At 66.2% G+C, this 20677-nt stretch carries 18 protein-coding genes; 4 read left to right on the forward strand and 14 right to left on the reverse strand.

Annotated features, from left to right (window positions below):
• Window positions 1-2: 2 nt before the first annotated feature.
• The gene (locus ACQ5SA_RS03050; RefSeq protein WP_499312600.1) at window positions 3-377 is read right to left on the reverse strand and encodes a hypothetical protein; all 375 of its coding nucleotides are present in this window, start codon (window positions 375-377) and stop codon (window positions 3-5) included.
• Between the two features lie 369 nt (window positions 378-746).
• Entirely contained in the window at window positions 747-3473 is a 2727-nt protein-coding gene (locus tag ACQ5SA_RS03055; protein ID WP_499312601.1) for a TonB-dependent receptor domain-containing protein, read from the reverse strand.
• Between the two features lie 302 nt (window positions 3474-3775).
• Here ACQ5SA_RS03055 and ACQ5SA_RS03060 point away from each other — a divergent pair, with 302 nt between their 5' ends.
• Entirely contained in the window at window positions 3776-4297 is a 522-nt protein-coding gene (locus tag ACQ5SA_RS03060; RefSeq protein WP_499312602.1) for a GNAT family N-acetyltransferase, read from the forward strand.
• Here the strand turns inward: ACQ5SA_RS03060 and ACQ5SA_RS03065 are convergent.
• Window positions 4294-5067, reverse strand: coding sequence for a CDP-diacylglycerol diphosphatase (locus tag ACQ5SA_RS03065; protein WP_499312604.1), 774 nt, complete (start codon window positions 5065-5067; stop codon window positions 4294-4296). The two genes, ACQ5SA_RS03060 and ACQ5SA_RS03065, sit on opposite strands and share 4 nt — an antisense overlap.
• Window positions 5068-5136: 69 nt before the next feature.
• Window positions 5137-5799, reverse strand: coding sequence for a decarboxylase (locus ACQ5SA_RS03070; protein WP_230110357.1), 663 nt, complete (start codon window positions 5797-5799; stop codon window positions 5137-5139).
• A 168-nt stretch (window positions 5800-5967) separates the two neighbouring features.
• Between ACQ5SA_RS03070 and ACQ5SA_RS03075 the strand changes: the two genes are divergently transcribed.
• Complete coding sequence (locus ACQ5SA_RS03075; RefSeq protein WP_025878511.1) at window positions 5968-6261, forward strand: hypothetical protein; 294 nt, start codon at window positions 5968-5970, stop codon at window positions 6259-6261.
• A 49-nt stretch (window positions 6262-6310) separates the two neighbouring features.
• On the opposite strand, the gene ACQ5SA_RS03080 is transcribed toward ACQ5SA_RS03075, so the two are convergent.
• The 7 genes from ACQ5SA_RS03080 to ACQ5SA_RS03110 all read right to left on the reverse strand — a co-directional run bounded on the left by ACQ5SA_RS03080 (window position 6311) and on the right by ACQ5SA_RS03110 (window position 14128).
• Window positions 6311-7183: a hypothetical protein gene (locus ACQ5SA_RS03080; protein WP_499312606.1), complete on the reverse strand. Its 873-nt coding sequence runs from the start codon at window positions 7181-7183 to the stop codon at window positions 6311-6313.
• 67 nt (window positions 7184-7250) lie between these two features.
• Complete coding sequence (gene dld, locus ACQ5SA_RS03085) at window positions 7251-8957, reverse strand: D-lactate dehydrogenase (RefSeq protein WP_499312607.1); 1707 nt, start codon at window positions 8955-8957, stop codon at window positions 7251-7253.
• Window positions 8954-10093 (reverse strand): FMN-dependent L-lactate dehydrogenase LldD, encoded by a 1140-nt coding sequence (lldD, locus tag ACQ5SA_RS03090; RefSeq protein ID WP_499312609.1) that lies wholly within the window; start codon window positions 10091-10093, stop codon window positions 8954-8956. Before lldD ends, dld begins: the two co-directional genes overlap by 4 nt.
• Before the next feature lie 4 nt (window positions 10094-10097).
• Window positions 10098-10862, reverse strand: coding sequence for a transcriptional regulator LldR (lldR, locus tag ACQ5SA_RS03095; protein WP_100460307.1), 765 nt, complete (start codon window positions 10860-10862; stop codon window positions 10098-10100).
• A 52-nt stretch (window positions 10863-10914) separates the two neighbouring features.
• A complete protein-coding gene (gene lldP / locus ACQ5SA_RS03100; protein ID WP_499312611.1) occupies window positions 10915-12594 on the reverse strand; it encodes an L-lactate permease in 1680 nt (559 codons plus the stop codon).
• Between the two features lie 178 nt (window positions 12595-12772).
• Entirely contained in the window at window positions 12773-13222 is a 450-nt protein-coding gene (locus tag ACQ5SA_RS03105) for an MgtC/SapB family protein (RefSeq protein ID WP_100460309.1), read from the reverse strand.
• A 147-nt stretch (window positions 13223-13369) separates the two neighbouring features.
• Window positions 13370-14128, reverse strand: coding sequence for an SDR family NAD(P)-dependent oxidoreductase (locus ACQ5SA_RS03110; protein WP_499312612.1), 759 nt, complete (start codon window positions 14126-14128; stop codon window positions 13370-13372).
• Between the two features lie 389 nt (window positions 14129-14517).
• On the opposite strand from ACQ5SA_RS03110, the gene ACQ5SA_RS03115 reads away from it, so the two are divergent.
• Complete coding sequence (locus ACQ5SA_RS03115; protein ID WP_447945259.1) at window positions 14518-15471, forward strand: helix-turn-helix transcriptional regulator; 954 nt, start codon at window positions 14518-14520, stop codon at window positions 15469-15471.
• Window positions 15472-15730: 259 nt separating this feature from the next.
• On the opposite strand, the gene ACQ5SA_RS03120 is transcribed toward ACQ5SA_RS03115, so the two are convergent.
• The 3 genes from ACQ5SA_RS03120 to ACQ5SA_RS03130 form a co-directional block, all read right to left on the reverse strand.
• Complete coding sequence (locus tag ACQ5SA_RS03120) at window positions 15731-17641, reverse strand: CocE/NonD family hydrolase (RefSeq protein WP_499312614.1); 1911 nt, start codon at window positions 17639-17641, stop codon at window positions 15731-15733.
• A gap of 201 nt (window positions 17642-17842) precedes the next feature.
• Window positions 17843-18229, reverse strand: coding sequence for a DUF4440 domain-containing protein (locus tag ACQ5SA_RS03125; RefSeq protein WP_353098364.1), 387 nt, complete (start codon window positions 18227-18229; stop codon window positions 17843-17845).
• Window positions 18229-19587, reverse strand: coding sequence for an MFS transporter (locus ACQ5SA_RS03130; protein WP_499312616.1), 1359 nt, complete (start codon window positions 19585-19587; stop codon window positions 18229-18231). Before ACQ5SA_RS03130 ends, ACQ5SA_RS03125 begins: the two co-directional genes overlap by 1 nt.
• 104 nt (window positions 19588-19691) lie before the next feature.
• Here ACQ5SA_RS03130 and ACQ5SA_RS03135 point away from each other — a divergent pair, with 104 nt between their 5' ends.
• A complete protein-coding gene (locus ACQ5SA_RS03135) occupies window positions 19692-20597 on the forward strand; it encodes a LysR family transcriptional regulator (protein WP_499312617.1) in 906 nt (301 codons plus the stop codon).
• Window positions 20598-20677 lie beyond the last annotated feature (80 nt).

Consider the following 20677-nt stretch of genomic DNA (forward strand, 5'->3'; position numbering starts at 1 on the left):
GCCTACTGGGTGGTGATGCCGTTTGCAGCCGGATCGGTGGAGAACACGAAGCGGCCCGAATGCAGGTTCCGGCCCAGGGTGTACTCGGCCGTTGCGAATGCGTAGACAGGAGGCGTATTGCCGCCGCCGAAGGAGCGCGTCCAAGCGCTGAAGCCTTCGTCGGTCCGGCTGCGGATCTCGCCCAGGCACAGGCTGTAACCGCACGCGAATGAGACAAGATCCGTATTTCCGTCCAGTGCGGCAGTCACCGCTGACCTGTACAGCGCGGTCAGATCCTGCGCTTCCGGGTTGCGCGCCACGTCCTGCTCGAACTGGCTGACCGCCTGTGCGAATGCTTTGTTCGAGCCGACAACCGCCTGGAATCTTTCGACGGACATCGCCCCCTCGCTCAGCAGGCTCCGCTCGCCAGAGAGGAAAGCCGCACCCGACTGAGTGGCCGCCGGAGCAACGACTGCAGGCCCTGGCGAAGCGGCGGCAGTGCTCGCGGATGATGCCGCGGCGCGTGCCGGTGTCACTACCTCACTCCGGTCGGCAGACACCATCGCGGCATCCATGGCAGCGACAGGTGGTACTTCTTCCTTGCTGCTGCAGCCCGCAACTGCAAACACCACAACCATCAGATGACGAATGTCCATGCCATGCTCCCTCCCTGGTGACCTTGCGAGCATGCCACTCCATGGCGCTGGAAGCGAAGTGCCAGATAACGAAAAGCCCGGCAATGCCGGGCCTTTCGTTTGCCGCTGCGATCAACGGAACCGGTAATCCAGCTCCACCCAGAACTGACGGCCATACGGGTCGTAGTTGCCGACCGGATAGAACGGCCAACCACCCCCGTTCTTGTCCGCCGGCGGCCGGCTGTCGCGCAGGTTGTTGACGATCACACCCAGTGTCAGGTTCTCGCCGAACTGGCGGAACACACTGGCGTTGTAGGTCATGTACGGCGCGATGCGGCCACTGCCATCGCTCTTCGGCAACGAGCCATAACGGTTGCCATAGATCGTCGCGGTCCAATCGCCCTGGTTCCAGGTGATGCTGCCATTGGCCTTGCTGCGCCACTGCCAGTCATCCAGCGAGTTGCGGATGTCGCGCACTTCGTCATCGGCAAACTGCTTGTACTCGTGCTCCAGCACCAGGGTGTAAGCCAGACGCGTGGTGAAGCGGCCATAGCGGCCCGCATCGAAGCGCCAGTTGCCCTTCAGGTCGATGCCGCGCACCGATTCCGATGCTGCATTGATCGGGTTGATCAACACGCGGGTCACCTGGTCCGGCTGCACGGTGGCGTTGGAGGGATTGCGGATCACCCGCGACAGCGCGTCCTGGCACAGCGGCGAGCCGATGTCGCGCGCCTCGCCACCGAGGGTGCGCCCCAGGCGGCAGTCAGCCTCATCGCGCAGGATGCGGCTGGTGTCGAGGCTGGTCACCTCGTTGTCGATGCGGATGTCGTAGTAGTCGGCGCTGAAATCCAGCCCGGACAGCGGCGACCAGACCACGCCGAAACCATACGACTTGGCCGACTCCGGCTGCAGCTGCGGGTTGGCGCGGTTGCTGTAGTCGATGGACAGGCCGTTGTAGTCGCAGTTGTCATACGACTGGCCGGCGGTGCGGCAGCGCCAGTAGTCGGTCATGCCGGGGTTGTAGCCACGGGTCTCGGTGGCGAACACATAGTTCATGTCCGGCGCACGGAAGCTGGTGGCCGCGGTGCCGCGGATCAGCAGGCTCTCGATCGGACGGAATTCGACACCGAAGCTCCAGGTTGCCTTGCCGAGATGCTCGCCACCGGCGCGGTACTGGTCGTAGCGACCTGCCAGCGTGGTGGTCAGCGACTGCAGCAACGGCAGCTGTAGTTCAACACCCGCCGCATAGCGGTCACGTTCGCCACCGGCACCGATGCCGGCGCTGGTGTTCCAGAATTCGCCGGTGCCCAGGCGTGGGTCCGGGCGGTTGCGGTACCCCTGGCTGCCCGCTTCGACCACCGCGGCCAACGCGGCATCACCACCCGGCAATGCGAACAGGCGACCGTTGACCGTCGCGCTGAAGGTCTGCAGCCAAGCGGCGTTGCGGCTTTCCTGGTAGTCGGACAGGCGGCCGTACTCATCGGGCGTCAGCGGCCGGAACAGGCGCGACGGATCCGGCGCATAGACCTCCACGCCGTTGCGCACGCCCAGCTGCGGGCCCAGCAGGTACTCATTGATGCCAGCCAGCAGCACCGGGCGGCGCGTACGGTTCTCGTAGCGCGAGCGGCTGTAGACGGCCTCGTAGTCCCAACCACTGTCGCCGATCTGGCCACGCGCACCGACATTGAACGACCACGAGCTTTCCAGGAAGCGATTGGCATTGCGCGGCAGGCCGCCGATCTCCTCTGGCGCAAAGCGGCGGTACCAGCTTTCCAGGTTTCCCGTGTTCTGGTTGTAGAAGTAGTTGCGCGACGAGGTCCAGGTGGGCGCGCGCGTGTTGTTGTGGATCCGTGCGCTGCCCACGGCGACATCGGCGAACAGGTCGGTGGTGTCGTTGACGTGGAAGGTCAGCAGGCCGTAGCCGTTGAGGTTGCGCTTCTCGGTCTGCACGGTCCAGTAGCTGGCAGCGGCCTCGTTGCTGCCGCAGTACGCGCCCTGGCGCGGGTTGTTGGCGCGGAACACGCTGCCACCGTAGATGGCCGAGGCCGCATCGCAGCCGGCAGCGCCCGGGTCGATGTTGCGACCGGTGGCTGCGTTGCGACGATAGGCGACGGCCGTCGGCTGCGGCGCCTTGCCGGTGGGGTCATCGTCCAGCGAATCCATGAAGTCGCGCTGGCGCGCGTGGATCGCCTTGCGCACGTCCAGCTCGAAACCGAACAGGCCTTCCCAGCGTTCGCCGGAACTGCCGCCCACCACCTGCACGCGCTGGTTGTCACCACCGCCCTGCTGGGTGCCGCCGGCACGCACATTGACGTCCACGCCGTCGAAGCGATCCTTGAGGATGATGTTGACCACGCCGGCGATGGCATCGGAGCCGTACACCGCCGATGCGCCAGCGGCCAGCACCTCGATGCGCTCGATCAGCGCGCTCGGAATGTTGGCCAGGTTGACCACGTTCACCGAGCCCTCGTAGGCCAGCGGATAGTCGGCCTGGCGACGGCCGTTGACCAGCACCAGCGTGCGGTTCGGGCCCAGGCCACGCAGGTTGATGGTGTTGGCCGCCGGGGTGAAGGTGTTGCCGAAGTCCTCGCCCTGCACGTTGCCGGTGTTTTCAGTGAGCGCGCTCAACGCATCGAATGCGTTGCGGTAGCCCTGCGCATCGATCTGCTCGCGGCTGATCACCGTGACCGGCGACGGGCCCTCGACGCTGGCACGCGGGATGCGCGAGCCGGTGACCTTCACTTCCTGCAATGAGGTGGGTGCGCTTTCCTGCGCGAAGGCCGGCAACGAGGCCAGCATCAGGGACGACAAGGCAAGCACCAGCGGACGCGGGCGCAGCGCCAGGGAAGAGGCGGACATGGGCTTCCTGGGGGAGTTGGGCGGGTGGTCCGGGCCGCTGTCGATGTACGCGCATAACGATCCCGTAACGAAAGTGTCCTGAACGGATGGTTGCAACGGAAATGACCAGCCCTGATGGCCTTATGCCTGAACCGAATCAGACCGCACGCCGCCACCGCGCCACGTTTGCAACTTCTTTTATTGTTCCCGCCCGCCGGTGTGCGTCATCGTCCCACCCCATGAACCGGTATTTCCCTGCTTCCCTGCCGCCGCTGCGGCCCGTGCTGCGCCGCCACCTCCTGCTGCTTCAGCACGGACCCGTCGTGCTGCGCCCGCTGCAGCGTTCGGACCTTGTGGCCTGGCGCCGCCACTATCGGCAGGTTGAACGCGCCTGCAACCGGCCGGCCCACTTCGATGCGGAAGCCCGCTTCCTCTGCGGTGTGCAGCGATCACAGTTGCAGCACGACAACGATCATCTGCTGCTGGGCAGCTTCGACGCAGCGGGCGAGCTGCTGGACGAGTTGAACCTGCGCCTGCATTGTGCGCATGCGCGCAGCGTTGAACTGCGCTGGCTGCATGCCGGGGGATGCCCACAACAACGGCAGCTGCGGGCTTCATTGCAGGCGTTGTGCGCGTTCCTGTTCGAGCAGGTTGGGATCCATCGCTTGTTCGTCCTGCTGCCGCCCGATGCAGGCAGCGCGCTGATCGCTACCTTGCAGGCGATCGGCTTCGAGCGCGAAGGCCTGCTGCGCGACCACCACCTGGATGACGAGGGCTGGCAGGATCGCCAGCTGTACGCGCTGACAGCCCCCATCTGGCGGCAGCGACAGTCAGCGGGGAACTAGCGCACCCGCTCCAGCGACGCGTCCGCGCCGGTCAACACGCTGCAGGCATGGTCCTGCAGCTCCTCGGCGCTGGCATCGTTGTCGCTGCCCGGGTCCAGCTGCGTGGCCAGCAGGACGAAACCTGGCGCGCCTTGGGCGTCCTCGTGCCCCGCCACCAGCAGGCTCCATTGCCCAACACTGTCGACACCGCTCAGGCCATAGGCCAGCAGGTTGAGCGGATTGGCGGTCAACGCTTCGCCCGGCAGCAGCCGCGCCTGGTACCGATGGCCGCGCAGCAGCACCGGCAGCGGTGCCCACTGCGTGCCGAGGGTCGCGCGGTTGTCTTCCAGTGCCTTCAGCACATCGGCGCGCAGACAGTCGACGTGGATGTGCAGCTGGTGCTGCGAACGGCCATGCGGCGAATTCAATGCCAGGCTGGCGACGCTGCGCGGCAGCGGCTGGCCCAGCGCCTGTTCGGTGCGCGCACGGGCCTGCCAGGCGGCGGCGAAGTAATTGGGTGCGCCACGTCGGTACAGCGCGGCGCTTTCGATGCCACTGACCTTGTCCAGCGGCATCAGCAGGAACTGATAACGCCCGTGTGCGTCCTTGACCAGCACATCGCGCTGGTCAAGGCCCGGGCGCACCTGCAGGCAGTCACCGCGGGGCGACTGCGCGCCCTGGCAATCACGCTCGATCATGCGCCACAGCGCATCGGAATGCGCCGGCGGCGGCGCGGTCGGTACGCTGGCACAGCCGGCCAGCAACATCAGGGGAAGCAGCAGAACTCGCACGGCAACAACTCGCGGGATCAGGCGCGACAGGCAGCGCCGCGCGTCATTCTAGCCAGTGGGATGTGGCAATCAGTAGGTGCCGAACGGCACTTCAACCACGACCGGGACACCGGCAGGCAGCACCTGCAGGGTGTAGCGGTCCAGTGCGCCATCATCATCGGCCAGCGGCTGGCGTTGGAACTGCAGGCGATAGTGGGCCTCGCCCAGGCGCACCTCGCTGCCGTCGGCAGACAGCGCAGCAGCATCGGGCAGCAGCAGCCCGCCCAGATCACTGTAGCTGCCCGCAACATCGGCGAAACCATAGTCGGCCAGTTCATCCACCCGCTGCATCGCATAGACATGCGGCAGGTACGGGCGCGCCGGGCTGCGGCCGTTGCTCAGATCGGTCACACCGGCCTGCGGCAGGTGGTATTGCTCGCGCAGCGCGGCAACACCCAGCGACTCGCTGGCCACCTGCAGGCAGCACACCGCGCGCTTGCCTTCACGGTCGAGGATCACGAAACGATCACCACGGGTTGCGGCCTGTGGCAGCATCGCGAACGCCAGGTTGCGCTGCGCCGGCTGGTAGCCGGCTTCGGTCTGCAGGTTGCGCCAGGCACCAAATACAGGCGCTTCGGCAGCGGACGCTGCGCTCGGCTCGGCAGCCACGGCCACCACTGTCATGCAAAGCAGCGACAGCACTGCCACCGCCTTCACCGCGTTCTGCCTGCCACGCAAACTGCCTGCCGTCATACTGGACCCAACATCTGCACCGGACTGGCCCGGCCGACCCGCCGGCACGCTGCCGGCAACGCCGGCCACTATGCAGTGCGGCGGCCGCGGGGGCAATGACCCGAACGCTGCTGGGTTTCGCGCAGTCAGTGCTATCGTGCCGCCAATCCCCTGCGCAGGAGCGCCCGCATGACCATCCGCCTGACTCTGTTGCTGCCCGCCTCGGCCTTGTTGCTGTCGGCCTGTGTCAGCACGCCCGGCCCGGAGGTGAAGGGCAGTGGCCGCTGCGATGCCAGCCAGCTGGGCTGGGCCATCGGCCAGCCGGCCAACGAGCCGAACATCCGCCGCCTGTCCAGCGAAAGCGGCGCCGGCATGGTCAATCCCATCGGCCCGGCCACCATCACCACCAAGGACATCCGCCAGGACCGCCTGCGCGTGTTCGTGGACAAGGACAACATCATCACCGCTACCCGCTGCGAGTAAGCACGCCAGCGCCGTTGCGTAGGGCCGGGCTCATGCTCGGCTCCATGGCTCAGGGCTCGGTGTAGCTCGAGCACTCCGGCAGGGGCTGATCCGGCTGGTAAGCCCCTGAGGTGAAGCGGAAGGTGCGCGTGTAGCTGCACTCCGCATCCTGCTCGGTGCGCAGATCCTTTTTCTTCAAACGCCCCTTGGCCAGCGAGTCCCGCTGCGGCGAAACCCCTGCCGGATAGTTGCTGGCCTCGGTCCGGTAGCGCAGCACGGGCATGTCCTGCCCGTCGGTTGCCAGCGCAAGTTCCGCATCGAAGCTGTACTCATCGTGGCAGGCACCGGCGCGCTGATCGAAATCGCGCTCACTGAAACAGGCCCGGATCATCTTGTTGGCCGACAACGCAACGGACAGCAGGTCGGCGTCCACCTGGATGCCTTCATCGAGATGGCGGATGCGCGCCAGTTGCAGAGTCGATGCGCTGGCGCCGCCGCCGGAATACATCGCGCGGGCCTCCACCAGACCGCCGACGAGCACGTTCTGCAGTGCTGCCTGTTGTGGATCGGCCACGGCCTGGCCTGCACCCGCGCCGGGGGCGAGGCGCACGATGAAGGGCCAGACCCGCAGGTCGCCGTCGTCAACCACGTCGATGGGGACGTGGCGCATCTGCGGTTCGGCTGCATCACCTGCACGCTCGGCAACTTCCAGCGATGCCGGCTGGTCTTCGCCGGTTGCAGGCAGCGCCCGCACGCACCACTGGCCATCGGCAGTGCAGTAGCGCTCGGGCTCTTCCGATCCCGGCTCGCCCTGCAGCAATAGCGCTTCAAGACGGTTGCCTGCGGCATCGTGTTGAACGGGTGCGACCTCCGCCGCTGCCGGCAGCGACGATGCCAGCAGCAGGGCGGACAGCACGGCGTAAGCAATACGCGTGGAATTCATGATCATCCTGTGCGCGCCGGCACGTCCTTGCGAGGGGCCGATGGTAGCGCAGGCGCCGCGTTGCAGCTCAGTGCCCGTCGCAGTCGCAGCTACCCCACCCCTTCGCCTTCGACGTCTGGCCGATGCCGGGGTTAAAGGTATTGCTCGGGTCCAGCGTGCGGTAGAAGCCGGCCAGCGCCGGCTTGGCCGGATACAGGTGGCCGACATTGTGCTCGGCCGGATACTCGGCACCGCGTTGGTCCAGCAATGCCCACATCGCGTGCTCGATGGCCATCGGGTCTTCGCCCTTGCGCGCGATGTAGTCCTGGTGGAACACGTGGCACAGGAAGTGGCCGTAGTACAGTTTGTGCAGCAGGCGGCCATCGATATCAGCCGGCAACTGCTCGAACCAGTCGGCGTCATCGCGGCGCAGCGCGATGTCCAGCGCGACGATGTCCTGCACCTGCTCGCGGTGTATTTCGCGATAACGCACGGCGGCACCGGCCACGGCGAATCGATGCAGGAACGCCTTGCGCCCTTCGTCCGCCGTGCAGTGGAAGTAACCGCCTTCATGGTCGTTGAAGAAGCTGCGCAGCCACGCCTCGGTGGCGGCCGCATCCTGTGCGGAGACCTTCAGCAGCAGGTGATGCTCGTACCGCTGGCGGAACTCGCCCATGCGCTTGGGCAGGTGCGAAGGCAGCAGACCGGTCAGCGCCTGCATCACCCGGTCGGTGACGCCACGCAGGCCAAGACGTTCGAACCAGCCATCGACCCGGCTCTTCAGCGCGAACGCAGCCGGCACACGCGCGGTACCGAGCTTGTCGATCAGCAGGAAACTGTCCTTGCCGTAACGCTCGCCGATGTCATAGGCATCACGGTGGATGTATTCGCCGGCGATCGGCAGGCGCTCGAAGCCGGTCAGCAGCTGGCGGCGGATCGCGGTCAGGCTGTCGGTGCGGTTGCTGCCGATATAGAAGACCTCGGCCGCTTCCTTCTCGAAGGTATCCAGGCGCACGGCGAATACCGCCAGCTTGCCGGCAGATCCGGCCGCCTCGAAATGGCGGCTGGGATCGGCATTGAAGCGTGCCGGGGTATCGGCGTCGACCTTGCGTACTTCTTCGGCGTAACGCGGATCGGAAGCGGCACGACCCTCCCCGTTGCTGACATCTGCGGCGCGGTAATCGCCGTCCTGCAGGCGCTGCAGGATCTGCTCGGGCGTATCACCCAGCGCGATGCCCAGATGGTTGACCAGCTGCAGTTCGCCCTGTGCGTCGACCTGCGCATACAGTGCCAGCTCGGTATAGGCAGGCCCACGGCGTACCAGCGCGCCTCCGGAATTGTTGCAGATGCCGCCCAGCACCGAGGCGCCAATGCACGACGAGCCGATCACCGAGTGCGGCTCGCGGCCGAGCGGTGCCAGCGTCTGTTCCAGACGGTCCAGCGTCGCGCCGGGCAGGCACAGTACCTGGCGGCCTTCGTTCAACAGCTGGATGCCGGCCAGGCGCAGGGTGCTGACCAGCACGATCGGCCGGCCGTAGTCGTCGCCATCGGGGGTGGAGCCGCCGGTCAGGCCGGTATTGGCTGCCTGCAGGATGATCGCCGCGCCGCCCTGCACCGCCGCCTGCAGCACCTGCCACAGCTGCAGCAGCGTGCCCGGGCGGACTACCGCCAGCACCGGGCCGTCGCCGAAACGATAGCCGCGACGGAAGCGACGGGTGGACTTGTCGCCGGTCAGCACGTGGCGGTCCCCCACCGCGGCACGCAACTGCGCCAGCACCGCGTTGCGATCACTCATGGCAGGCGCACCAGCGAATCACGGCCGATATCGGCGATGCGGTGCGCGCCGGTCAGGGTCATCGCCACGCGCATTTCCTTGGCGATCAGGTCCAGCAGGTTGGCCACGCCGGCCTCGCCCTGCGCGGCAAGCGCATAGACGAAGGCGCGACCCAGCAGCACGGTATCGGCGCCCAGCGCCAGCATGCGCACCACGTCCAGGCCGGTGCGAACGCCCGAGTCGGCGAGGATCTTCAGGTCGCCCTGCACCGCATCGGCGATGGCAGGCAAGGCACGTGCAGTGGACAGCACACCATCGAGCTGGCGGCCGCCATGGTTGGAGACCACGATGCCATCGGCGCCGAAGGCGACTGCGTCACGCGCATCGTCCGGGTCGAGGATGCCCTTGATCACCATCGGGCCCTTCCAGAACTCGCGGATCCATTCCAGATCCTTCCACGAAATGGACGGATCGAAGTTGCTGCCCAGCCAGCCGATGTAGTCCTCCAGGCCCGTAGGGTTGCCACGGTAGGTGGAAATGTTGCCGAGGTCATGCGGGCGTCCGCGCAGGCCCACGTCCCACGCCCAGCGTGGATGAGTGATCGCCTGGCCGATACGGCGCATTGCAGCATTCGGGCCACTCATGCCTGAGTGTGCGTCGCGATAGCGCGCCCCGGGTACAGGCATGTCCACGGTAAACACCAGTGTGGTCACACCCGCCGCCTGTGCGCGCTCCAGCGCGTTGCGCATGAAACCACGGTCGCGCAGCACATACAGCTGGAACCACATCGGGCGCTGGATCGCCGGCGCGACTTCTTCGATCGGGCACACCGACACCGTGGACAACGTGAACGGAATGCCACGGCTGTCGGCCGCGCGCGCCGCCTGCACTTCGCCACGGCGGGCATACATGCCGGTCAGACCGACCGGGGCCAGCGCCACCGGCATCGCCAGTTTCTCGCCGAACAGCTCGGTTTCCAGGCTCAGGTCGGACATGTTGCGCAGGATGCGCTGGCGCAGCGCGATGTCTGACAGATCGGACACGTTGCGCTTCAGCGTGTGCTCGGCATACGCGCCGCCATCGATGTAGTGGAACAGGAACGGCGGCAGCCGACGCTCGGCTGCTGCACGGTAATCGGTGGAGGCGGAAATGATCATGGGTTCAACCGTGTGGGGAAGGCAGGCGCGAGGCCCGCGTACGCCGGGCTTCGTTGTCATCAAGCGTGCGCAGCGTGGTGTGCACGAACTCGAGGTGGGCATGCGCGGCGGCGCGCGCACGTTCGGGGTCGCCGGCCAGCACCGCATCCATCATTTCGCGGTGCTGGTCGGACAGTGGCGAGAAGGTCCTGGCCGAGGTGTACAGCTTTTCACGGCTCTGCGAGATATTGGTCTGCAGCAGCTCGAACAGACCGCGCATCACCTGCAGCAGCACCAGATTGTGCGATGCCTCGGCGATGGACAGGTGGAAGGCCGCATCGGCTTCGGCTTCACCGGTGGGGTCGTCCTTGCCATGCGCGTCCATCATGGTCTGGAACGCCTGGGCGATACGCGCACGATCTTCGTCGGTAGCGCGCAGCGCCGCGTGCCAGGCGGTGGCGCCTTCCAGCGCGTGGCGGATTTCCAGCACGTCGAAGCGATATTCCGGGTCGCCCTGGAACAACGGCAGGTACGGCACCAGGGGCTCATCCAGCGCCTGCCGCGCACGTGCGGCGGGCTCGCTCACATAGGTTCCACCACCCACGCGTGCGGTCAGCAGACCGTGGCTGGCCAACTGTGCAATGGCCTCGCGCAACGCGGTGCGCGAGACTCCCAGCTGCACCGCCAGCGTGCGCTCGGCCGGCAGCCTGTCCCCCGGCTGCAGCTGCCGTTCCTGCACCAGCGCACGCAGCTGCGCGGCCACCTTGTCCGAAACCCGTTGTGTGCTCATGGCGCCATTGTGGCCCGAAGCACGCCGCTGTTGGTCGGCCTGTTGTGCATGCTCAGGGAATCATCCAGGTCAGCCAGTAGGCCTGGGCCAGGGTGATCAAGCCGACCATCGTGGTGAAGATCAGGCTGTGCTTGACGGTGAAGCGGAACAGGTCCGATTCCTTGCCGGCCAGGCCCACCGCTGCGCAGGCAATGGCAATGGACTGCGGCGAGATCATCTTGCCGGTGACGCCGCCGGTGGTGTTGGCCGCTACCAGCAGCACGTCGGACACGCCGATCTGTTGCGCGGTGGTCGCCTGCAACGCCGAGAACAGCGCGTTGGACGAGGTATCCGAACCGGTCAGGAACACACCCAGCCAGCCAAGGAACGGCGAGAAGAACGGGAACGCCTTGCCGGTGTGCGCCAGTGCCAGCGCCAACGTGGCCGACAGGCCCGAATAGTTGGCGATGAAGGCGAACGCCAGCACCATGCCGATCGAGAAGATGGGCATGCGCAGTTCGCGCACCGTTTCACCGAAGGTCTGCAGCGCCGACCGCGCTGGCATGCGCAGGGCGATGATCGCGATGACCGCAGCGAGGATGATCGAGGTACCGGTGGCCGAGAACCAGTCGAACTTGTAGACCGCTTCGTAGCTGAGCGGTGCCGGCACGATCGGCGGCATCTTCTGCACCAGCTGGTCCAGGCCCGGCACCGGAATCTTCAGCACCCAGCCTTCCAGTGCGCCGCCGCTGGCGAACAACGATTTGAACGGTTTGACACTCCACACGGTGACCATCGCGGTGAGGATCAGGAACGGCGACCACGCCTTGGCGATCTGGCCGACGCTATGGCGCGGCGCTTCCAGTGCCTGTGCGGCCGCCTCGGCGCTGGTTTCGGTATCGAAGCGGAAGATCCGCACCGGCTTCCAGCGGCGCAGGAACAGGGTCAGACAGACCAGCGACGCCAGCGAAGCGGTGATGTCCGGCAGTTCCGGGCCGATGAAGTTGGAGGTCAGGTACTGGGCAATGGCGAACGAACCGCCGGCCACCAGCACTGCCGGCCAGGTTTCCTTGATGCCGCGCCAGGTTTCCTTGATGCCGCGCCAGCCATCCATGATCGCCATGATCCAGAACAGCACGATGATGGTCAGGAACGGCAGCTGGCGGCCCGCCATCTGGCCGATCTCGAAGGCATCCAGGCCCGTCACCTGCCCCGCCACGATGATCGGAATGCCCATCGCGCCGAATGCCACTGGCGCGGTATTGACGATCAGGCACAGACCGGCTGCATACAGCGGCTTGAAGCCCAGCCCGACCAGCAGCGCGGCGGTGATCGCCACCGGCGCACCGAACCCGGCCGCGCCTTCCAGGAAGGCACCGAAGGCAAAGCCGACCATCAGCATCTGCAACCGCTGGTCCTCGGTGACCGACAGGATCGAGGCGCGGATGATGTCGAACTGGCCGGTCTTGACCGAAACCTTGTACAGGAACACCGCGCCGATGATGATCCAGGCAATCGGCCACAGGCCATATACGAAGCCGAAGCCGGCCGCGCCCAGCGCCTGCGCCACCGGCATGCGATAGAACAGCAGCGCCACGCCAAGCGCGATGGCCACGGTGATGGTGCCGGCGATCCAGCCCTTCATGCGCAGCACGGCCAAGGCAATGAAGAAGAAGGCGATCGGCAGCAGCGCGATCAGGCTCGACAACCACAGGTTGCCAGCGGGGTCGTACACGTGTTGCCAGGGCTGCATGAGGGCTCTCGACAGGAACAGGAGGTTCCCCACCGCGTGGGGGCGTCGTGCCCGTCATCATTGGTCTTACCACTTTGACCAATGAACGGACCACAGGCGCGAATTGAACCGCCAATCCTGCGGAGAGCCAATTAGACCATAGGGCTATACGAAATTATTGGTCGTACCATTTATTGGCTTACAGCTTCTTTTCCACCCGTCGGATCAGCGCGAGCACCAGCACGCACAGTACGCTGACGCCGAGCGCGATCACGTACTTGCCGATGCCCACGGCAATGCCGATGGCCGCGGCCATGATCAAAGAGCTGGCCGTGGTGAGCCCGCTCACCTGGTCCTCGCGATTGCCGCGCAGGATGGTGCCCGCGGCAACGAAACCGACGCAGGCCACCACCGCTTCGATCAGGCGCACCGGGTCGACCTGCAGCAGATCGCGGTAGCGCTCCTGTTGGAAGTGTTCGGCCACCGAATCACCGAGGCCGACGATCAGCGCAGCAGCACCGGCAATCAGCATGTGCGTGCGCAGGCCGGCAGCGTGCTTGCCCATCTCGCGCTCAACGCCCAGCACGCCGCCAAAGACCATGGCGGCGGCCACGCGCAGCAGGATGGACATGTCCTGGGTAAGTTCCATAGAGAGGCTCCGGAAGTTTCCCGGAGCGTTGCGCGGCAGCCGTGGGACGGGGGTGAAGGCGATGGCACGCCCTCTTCACCGCGCGGATTCACGCGCGCATGGCGCGGATCTACTGATCACCGCCATGCGTATCCCTGTTGCGCCCGGCTACTGCGCCAGATAGCCACCATCGATGGCGTAGTACGCACCCGTCGCGAACGAGGCATCGTCGCTGGCCAGCCAGGCCACCAGCGCGGCCACTTCCTGCGGTGTTCCCAAGCGCTTGAGCGCATGCCGCCCTTCCAGCGTTGCGCGCACCTTGGCGTCCATCTTTTCAAGCAACGGCGTGTTGATGAAGCCCGGGCCCACCGCATTGATGCGGACGCCATCGGCGGCGTGCTCCCATGCAGCCGTCTGGGTCAGGCCGACCACGCCGTGCTTGGCCGCCGCGTAGGCGGTCGAGCCGGCGTAACCCACCTGGCCCAGGATGGACGCCATGTTGATGATGCTGCCGCCGCTGCCCGCCGCACGCATCGCCTGGATCTGTGCCCGCTGGCACAGGAACACGCTGGTCAGGTTCACATCGACCACGCGTTTCCAGCCATCGATCGGATAGTCACCGCTGCTTGCCGCTGGCCCGCCGATGCCCGCGTTGTTCACCGCGATGTGCACGCCGCCCAGTTCCTTTACCGTGCGTTGCACCGCCGCTTCCACCGCCGCCTCGTCGGTCACATCCAGCGCAATGCCGATGGCCTCAGCCCCTTGGCTGCGCAGCGCGGCTACGGTTGCGTCCACCGCTTCCCGCTTCAGGTCCCATACCGAAATGCGCGCACCGGATGCAGCGAGCGTTTCCGCAACCGCCAGGCCGATACCGGAGACACCGCCGGTTACGATCGCGGTCTTTGCGCTGAGCTGGTAATCAATCATCTGTCGTCTTCCTCTGTGGTCATTCAATACGGACACATCCGTCCGAATCCACAGTACGCCTTTGCTTGTGACGAATGCGCTGCCCCGCATCCCCCCTGCACAGGTTTTTCTCGGCGAATGTCCTGCGTACAGCCCGCGTTCTGCATTGGCATCGCGGCCACGCACGGATCGATCACTGTACGCACGCGCACTGTTGCGCGACCTGCAACTTGGCCGTAAATACCAATCGATTGACCCTCCCGACATCGCATTAGTGCTGGGGATCGAGAAAATGACAGGTAGCTTTTTCCAACTCTGAAAGCGCAGGACCGATCCGCGCTGCAGGTGCACGACGGAACGTGCAGGCACATCGTCGCCGGCACCCGTCTTTTATTGTTGAGCGCCGAGCGATGTCCCGATATTTCACGTTTGCCGATTACCGCCGTTTTGGTCAGCGCCATGGCTATGACTACCGCGCTGACCCCCGCCATCTGCGCGAAGAACAATGGGCCGGGCACGGCGACCTGCACGAACAGACCCTGCGCGGCGGCATGAGCCTGATCGCATCGGATGTGCACAACCGCATTGCCTACACCGCCACCGCCCACGAACGCCCCGGCCTGGCGATCCGCCTGATGCTGCAGGGCCAAGTCGATGTGCAGGTTCCGCAGCGCAGCGACTTCAGCCTGCGCGCCGGCACGGCGGTGACCACCAGCCACTGCGATCACGTCGCGATGGTGGGCGTGCACCCGGGCAATACGCGGCTGCGCGGCGTCAGCCTGATGGTGCCGGCCGAGCTGGACCCGGACATGCTGCGGCAACCCAAGCTGCAGCAGGCGCTCGATTCACACCTGGAATGCAGGCACTGGGCCATCCCGCACGCGATGCTGCCGACCCTCGCGCAGTTGTTCGAAAGCCCCTGGCAGGACGACCTGGATGCACTCTGGCGCGAGGGCGTGGCGTTGCAGGTGCTGACGGTGGGCCTGCAGGCTGATGATCTGCACGTCGAAGGCGCACGCTTGCTGCGCAGTGGCCAGCGCAATCGGCTGGAGCGCGTGCGCGCCTTCCTGCACGACGATCCCGGCCATGCGCACAGCCTGGTCGAGCTTGCCCAGCTGGCCTGCATGAGCCCCAGCGCGCTGCGCCGGCACTTCGTCCAGGAGTATGGCTGCTCTGTATTCGACTACCTGCACGAACAGCGCATGCGTCACGCCGAGCAGGGCCTTCGCGAATCCGGCTGGAGCGTGGAGCAGGCGGCTGCGGAAACTGGCTATCGGCATCCCAGCAACTTCGCCGCCGCCTTCCGCAAGCGCTTCGGGCTGGTGCCCAGCCGCTGGCGCACCGGCCCTTCGAAGGTCGGCTGAAGCCATCTGCTCTGGTAGGTGTCGACCTTGGTCGACACGCTTTCGCACCACTATGTTGCCGGCCAGCGGCCGGCACTACCCCGTCGGTCCTGCAGACGATCTATTCCGGTAGGTGTCGACCTTGGTCGACACGCTTTCGCATCATCGCGGATGCCGGCCAGCGGCCGGCACTACCACACCCGCCGGGCATGGCCCGGCGCAACCGACATCGCGTGATCCCAGGTAACGCCGGGCATAGCCCGGCGTCATCCCCTCCGCCTCAATACACCGGCAGTTCGATGAAGCTGGCCTGCGCGGCGCTGTGCCATACCCGCTGCGTCGCCTTCTGGTAATCACCCGGCTTGGCCAGGTAGATGTTCGGCACATAACTCTGCGGATTGCGGTCGTACAGCGGGAACAGGCTGGACTGCACCTGCACCATCACCCGATGGCCCTTCTGGAAGGTGTGGTTGGCATTGGGCAGGTCGAAGCGATACGGCAGCACCTGGTTGGCCGCCAGCGCCTTGGGATCGCTGAAGCTCTCGCGGTAACGGCCACGGAAGATCGCCAGTGACACCGGCAGCTCATAGCCGCCCATCTCCGGCGTCGACGCCTCCTGGTCCGGATACACGTCGATCAGCTTCACCACCCAGTCGCTGTCGGTGCCACTGGTGGACGCCTGCAGGTTCACCACCGGCGTGCCACCGATGCGCAGCGGTGCGGTCAACGGCTCGGTGATGAAGGTCAGCACGTCGGGCCGGCCATCGACGAAGCGCTGGTCCTTGACCAGCCAGGTGGTCCACATGTCGCGGTCGCCGAAACGCACCGGCCGCGGTACGAACGGCACCGGCTTGGCCGGGTCGGACACGTATTCCTCGAAGTCGCCCTCGCCCGCCGCTGGCGCCTGGAACGCCAGCTTGCCACCGGCACGCAGGTACAGCGGCTTGCTGCTGGCAGCACACGCCTTCTCGCAGCTGCGCGGCCAGCCCTGCAGACGGTCCCAGTGGTTTTCACCGGTGTTGTAGACCAGCACCGGTGGCGTATCGGCCTTCGGTGCGCCGTCCACCAGGTACTGGTCGAAGAACGGCTTGAGCACGTCGCGGCGGAACTGCAGCGCGGTATCGCCATCGAACTTCAGCGCCCCCAGCTGGCTGCCGTCATAGTTCACCTGGCTGTGCCGCCACGGCCCCATCACCAGGTAGTTGTGGGTGTTGCCGGTATCGCGTCCTTCCATCGCCTGGTAAGCATGGTTCGCGCCCCACATGTCCTCCTGGTCCCACAGGCCCTGCAGCCACATGGTTGGCACCTTCAGCGGCGTCTTCGCCATCACCGCATCCAGCGCCTGGCCCTGCCAGAACGCGTCGTATGCGGGATGCTGTACCAGCTTCTTCCACCAGGTCAGCTGGTCCACGCCGGTGAAGCGGGCGTAGTCGCCGGCCGAGCCGATGCGCAGGAAGGTGCTGTAATCGTCGTAGCCCAGCGACGGCAGTGGCGTGCCCTTGCCGCGCTTCTCGGTCTGCATCGCGAAGTAGTTGAAATTGACCTGGCGGAAGGCGCCGTAGTTGAGCCAGTCGTCGCCCATCCAGCCATCGACCATTGGACTCTGTGGTGCCGCCACCTTCAGTGCCGGGTGTGGATCGGTCAGTGCCATCACCACGGTGAATCCTTCATACGATGAACCGAGCATGCCGACCTTGCCGTTGGTTTCCGGCACATGCTTGACCAGCCAATCGATGGTGTCCCACGCATCGGTGGAATGATCGACCTTGGTACCGTTCAGCGGCCCGCGCAGCGGCCGGGTCATCACGTAATCGCCCTCGGAACCGAACTTGCCACGGATGTCCTGGAACACGCGGATGTAGCCGCCATCGACGAACACTTCATCGCCCTGCGGCAGCAGATCGCGCATGCGCGGTGAATCGCTGCGGCTGGCGCGGCCGGCGGCGTCGTACGGTGTGCGGGTCAGCAGGATCGGTGCGTTGTGGGCGCCCTTGGGTACCACGATCACCGTATACAGCTTGGTGCCGTCGCGCATCGGCACCATCACCACGCGCTTGTCGTAGTCGCGGCCCACATCGGGAGCGACGAAGGGTTTTCCGCTGATGTCCGGGGTCATCGGCGGCGTGTCGGCAGCCAGCACGGCGCTGGACAGGCTCAGGGCTACGGCAACAGCAACGGCACGCACACGCATGGACATCACCTCCCGGCAGGAAAGGCCCCAGCCTACTCTCGTAGCCCCCGGCAAAGCGCGTGCCTGCTTTGCATTCTGCGGCGTTTACAGGCAGGACTGATGGCACATGTGCCACGCACCCGGTAGTGCCGGCCGCTGGCCGGCAACCGCACCGCCAAAGGTTGATGCAGCTGCCGGCCAGCGGCCCGCACTACCCGAACATCAGCTCACCGGCACTTCGTGAAGCGCCAGCCAACGCCAACGCCCGCCTTCCTGCCGCAGCACCGCCAGCGATTCCCGCCATGCGGTTTCTCCCTCGCCAATGGCATGTCCTTCGCGATAGCGCAGTACCGCCAGTGGCGACGGGGCGTCCACCGCCTGCACGGCCTCGATGGCAATCCGCAGCCCAGGTCGTGCGCCGTGGCCGCCCGCGAACAACGCCTGTACTGCATTCCGGTCCAACCTGCGCCCGGCAATGCCCACCATGCTGAAGTCCGCGCAAAAATGCGCCATCAGATCGTCCAGTGCATCGGCCGCGACCTCTGCGCGGAACCAGGCCTGCAGCTTGTCGTGCAGAAGGTGGATTTCGTGTTCGGCGGTCATGTCCATCAAGCAGTCTCCGTAGTGGAAAGGGAATGCAGCTGCGACCGGCGCAGCAGCGCCAATGGCAACAGGGTGAGTGCGGCCGCCAGGCCCAGCGCCACGCCGGTGGCATGCGTCGGCCACCACTGCATGGCCAGGGCCAGCAGCAGTGCGATGGCGGCGGTGCCCAGGCAGAAGCTGAGCTGGCGGTTGAGGTTCCACAGCGCGCTGGCATCGCCCAGCGCCTCGGCGTCCACACCATGGAACGCCAGTGTCTGCGCGGTGCTGCTGCACAGGCTGCCACCGGCCCCCATCAAGGCGAACAGGGTGGCGGCCAGCACGAACGATGGCTGTGATTGCAGCGCCATCAACATCAGACCGCTGGCCTGCAGGACCATGCCGAGCCGCAGCACCGTGCCCGGGCCGAAGCGCGCCAGCAATCGCCGGCTGCTGGTGATCGCCAGTGCCGAGGCCAGCGCCCACGGCAGCATCAGTGCGCCGATCTGCGCGGCGCTGTAACCGGCGTGGTTCAGCTGCAGGGTGTTGGCCAGCTGGCTGCCGATGAACACGCCCGGCACCGCCAGATAGACCAGCATCGCCATGCGCAGGCCTCGATGGGACAGCAGCGACCAGCGCAGCAGCGGCTGCGGCTGCCGGCGCGCGTGGCGCAGATGGGCGATGGACAGCACCACTGCAAGCAGCAGCAACCCTGCGCCGGCGAAGCGATGGCCGGGCTCACCCAGCCAGGTCAGCGCCAGCAGCAACGCGCCCAACGCAGACATCGCGGTGGTCAACGCATAACCCTGCAGTCGCGGCGCACTACGCCGACCATCGGCCGGCATCCACGCCAGTACCAGGGCGATCGCCAGCACCGCCAGCGGCAGGCTGGCCCACAGCACGCCGCGCCAGGACATCCACTGCACCAGCAGGCCGCCGAGAGCCGGCGCCAGTGCGGGCACAAGCAACGCCACCAACAGGATGCGCCGGGTCAGCGCGCCGCGTTGTTCAGGCGTGCACTGCCGGTACGCCGCCGCCTGCGCCACTGGAATCAGCAGACCACCGGCCAACCCCTGCAGCAATCGCCAGCCCAGCAACCAGCCCATGGACGGCGCGGCGCCGGCCAGGCCTGCAGCCACTGCGAACAGCAACAAAGCAACCAACAACAGGCGACGCTCACCGCAACGCGCGGCCAGCCACGGTGCCAACGGAATCACCACGCTCAGGCCCAGCATGTAGGCCGTACCCACCCAGGCAAGCGTACCGATGTCCGCATGCAGTTCGGCCGCCAGCGCCGGGTAGGCCACCGTGGCGATGAACATGTTGACCAGGTCCAGGGCGAACACCAGCAGGAGGATCGCCTCATGACGCAGGCGCGGGGAAGGCATCAGCAGGCTCCAGCAATGAAGGCGCCAGCATGGCGGACCGGTGTTGTTGGAAAAACACGACCACAGCTGCAACACTGTCAAATCTATTTTGACAATAAGCCACCATGGTCAGCCTGGATCGCTTTGATATCTTCCGCGCCGTAGTCGAGGCTGGCAGCCTGACCGCCGCCGCCGAGCGCCTGGGCCTGAGCCGTGCCGTGGTCAGCTTCAACCTGAAGCGGCTGGAGCAGGAGCTGGGGGTAACCCTGCTGCTGCGCAGTACCCGCCACTTGGCGCTGACCGAGGCCGGCGAACAGTTCCTGCAGCACTGCGTGCAGGCGCTGGATGCCGCACAGGCGGCGATCGATGCCGCACGCCGCGACCAGCATCAACTGCAGGGCATGCTGCGCCTGACCACCACCCCGGAGTACGCGCAGCTGCGGCTGATTCCGGCGCTGGAAGCCTTCCGCGCGCAGCATCCAGCGCTGGTGCTGCATCTGTCGACGTCGCCGGCACCCGCCGACCTGATTCCCGAACGTTTCGATCTTGCGATCCGCCTGGGCCGCCTGCCGGATTCAGGACTGCATGCCACTGAGCTGGAGCAGCATCCGTTGTGTGCAGTCGCCGCCCCCGCTTTGCTGGCTCGCCTGCCATCCGCCGATGCTGTCGATGACCCCGTACAGTTGGGCACCCTGCCCCGCTTGGGCTATCCGCGCCTGGCCGATGTACCGGTGGTCGCACCGGATGGCAGCAATGCCCTGTTCGCCACCAATCCAGGCAATGCGGTGATACGCGTGGACGGTGCCAGCAGCCTGCGCGCGTTCGCCGTGGCCGGTGCAGGGGTCACCGTGCTGCCACGCTGGCTGATCGAAGAGGACCTGGCCCACGACCGCCTGCGGCCAGTGCTGCGCCAGCATCGCTTTCCGCAGCAGAGCGTGTACGCGGTATACCCGCACAGCACGCAGCCCTCGCCGAAGGTGCGGCAGCTGATTGATTTCCTGCGCGTGTGGTTTGGTGACGACGCCGGCTGAATCCCCCGCCCCCCGCGCATGGCCCGGCGAGCGCAGCGGCACCCCGTAAACGGACACGGCCCCTTGCGGGGCCGTGTCTT

Origin of the sequence: Stenotrophomonas indicatrix, from assembly GCF_050573115.1 — a bacterium.
GTDB classification, from domain to species: Bacteria; Pseudomonadota; Gammaproteobacteria; order Xanthomonadales; family Xanthomonadaceae; genus Stenotrophomonas; species Stenotrophomonas lactitubi_A.